This window comes from Moorena sp. SIO3I6 (genome assembly GCF_010672095.1).
Genome location: NZ_JAAHHU010001148.1, coordinates 1 through 1,626 on the forward strand (window position 1 = coordinate 1; position 1,626 = coordinate 1,626).

The following is a 1,626-nucleotide window of genomic DNA, read 5'->3' on the forward strand; positions in this document are numbered from 1 at the left end:
TCGATCGCAATCATCTGTCTGGTTGTCACTTCCTCTTTGTTGACCCGGATTGGCGACCAGTAATTGAACGCAATGGTTTTAAGGGCTGGCTACATCACAGCTATATTTGGCAAAACCAAGGATTTAGGAGTTTTGAGGATTACCTAAAGGTCTTTAATGCCAATCAACGCCGCAATATTAAACGAGAACGTAAGGCTGTAGCCAAAGCAGGTCTAACCCTGAAAATCTTAACGGGGGATGAGATTCAAAAATCCTTGTTTCCCTTAATCTACAGCTTCTACAGCAGCACCTGCGATAAATTTATGTGGGGTAGCAAATATCTCACGCGCCAGTTTTTTAAACAGTTGTATCCTAACTACCGTCAGCGAGTGGTACTAATGGCTGCTTATCGGGAGGAGGATGACCAAAAACCAGTGGGAATGTCCTTTTGTATCAATAAGGGCAATCATTTGTATGGTCGTTATTGGGGCTGTTTTGAAGAATTTGACTGCCTACATTTTGAAGCCTGTTACTATGCACCGATTGACTGGGCAATCGACCAGGGCATCACCATGTTTGACCCTGGTGCTGGTGGGCGTCACAAGAAGCGTCGTGGCTTCCCAGCAACTGCTAACCATAGTGTTCACCGATTCTATGATAAACGCTTTGACCGGATTTTTCAAAACTATATCGATGAGGTTAACGTCATGGAACTTGAGGAAATTGAGGCTATTAATCAAGATTTGCCCTTTACCAAGCGCGAGATTACGTTTGAGATTCCGGATTGATGAGCAGTTGAGGAGTATTTTGAATAAACGTGGCTTTTGCACAAAGCACAGATTGGCCTTGGCCTATTGGCCACGCTACGCGAATGGCCACGCTACGCGATCAGATTTCCCGGATCTGACTTGAGATCAGGTCTTTACATAAGGTCATTAGGTGTGCTAATATTACCAATTCCTAGCATACAAATCAGGTATTGCTCAGCCCAACTACAACAATAATGAGTAATTTTCGCCAATGCTCACCCTATGACCTGCTAGCCCTGGCTGTCGATGAAGCGTCGGAGGGAAGACACGCAGCTGCATTGCGTTATATGACCATGGCGGTAGAGCGTTCTAAGCTTCCAGAATACGCTAGTGACGCTCAAACCTTTATTCGGTTGCACAAAGCCACAGGGACTTTAGTACAAAGCTGCCTATCCAGCCCTGAGGAAGAAAATCCAGCTAGGCTTTACTTTATCTTAGACAAGGGACGCAATGCGATTCGGATCGGTTACACTACTAACCCCAATGGTAATATTAGAGGGCTTGAAACTAAGAGTGTAACGACTTTAGAACTAATAAAAATTATCCCAGGTAGTGCTAAGATGGAAACCGAATTTCACAGGAAATTCCAACATCTTAGGATTTCTGGGGAATGGTTTGATGCGACTCCAGAAGTAATGAGATATATCTCATCTCTTTGAGTTAGTAATCTATCAGCTATCAGCTAATAGCTGATAGCTGATAGCTAAATACTTAGGAAAAACCTTGGTAGAAAAAGTAGGTAACCATCGGCACAACTGTAGCAACAACCAAGATCACTACAACCCAAAGGGTAGCATTGCTCTCTTGAGTTTCTTCTGCACTCTTAAAGTTGCCAGCA

2 protein-coding genes and 1 pseudogene are annotated in these 1,626 nt (G+C 43.7%); 2 read left to right on the forward strand and 1 reads right to left on the reverse strand.

The window, feature by feature from the left end:
* A partial coding sequence (locus F6K49_RS47105) for a GNAT family N-acetyltransferase (protein WP_293109396.1) occupies nt 1-767 on the forward strand: 767 nt, incomplete at its 5' end.
* Nucleotides 768-982: 215 nt separating this feature from the next.
* Nucleotides 983-1,447, forward strand: coding sequence for a GIY-YIG nuclease family protein (locus F6K49_RS47110; protein WP_075897651.1), 465 nt, complete (start codon nt 983-985; stop codon nt 1,445-1,447).
* Between the two features lie 52 nt (nt 1,448-1,499).
* Here F6K49_RS47110 and F6K49_RS47115 read toward each other — a convergent pair.
* Nucleotides 1,500-1,626: pseudogene (locus tag F6K49_RS47115) on the reverse strand (YgcG family protein); the annotation flags it as partial.

What these genes read in the sequence shown, in the direction of transcription:
- F6K49_RS47110 (WP_075897651.1), top strand. Translation starts at nt 983, where the DNA reads ATGAGTAATTTTCGCCAATGCTCACCCTATGACCTGCTAGCCCTGGCT.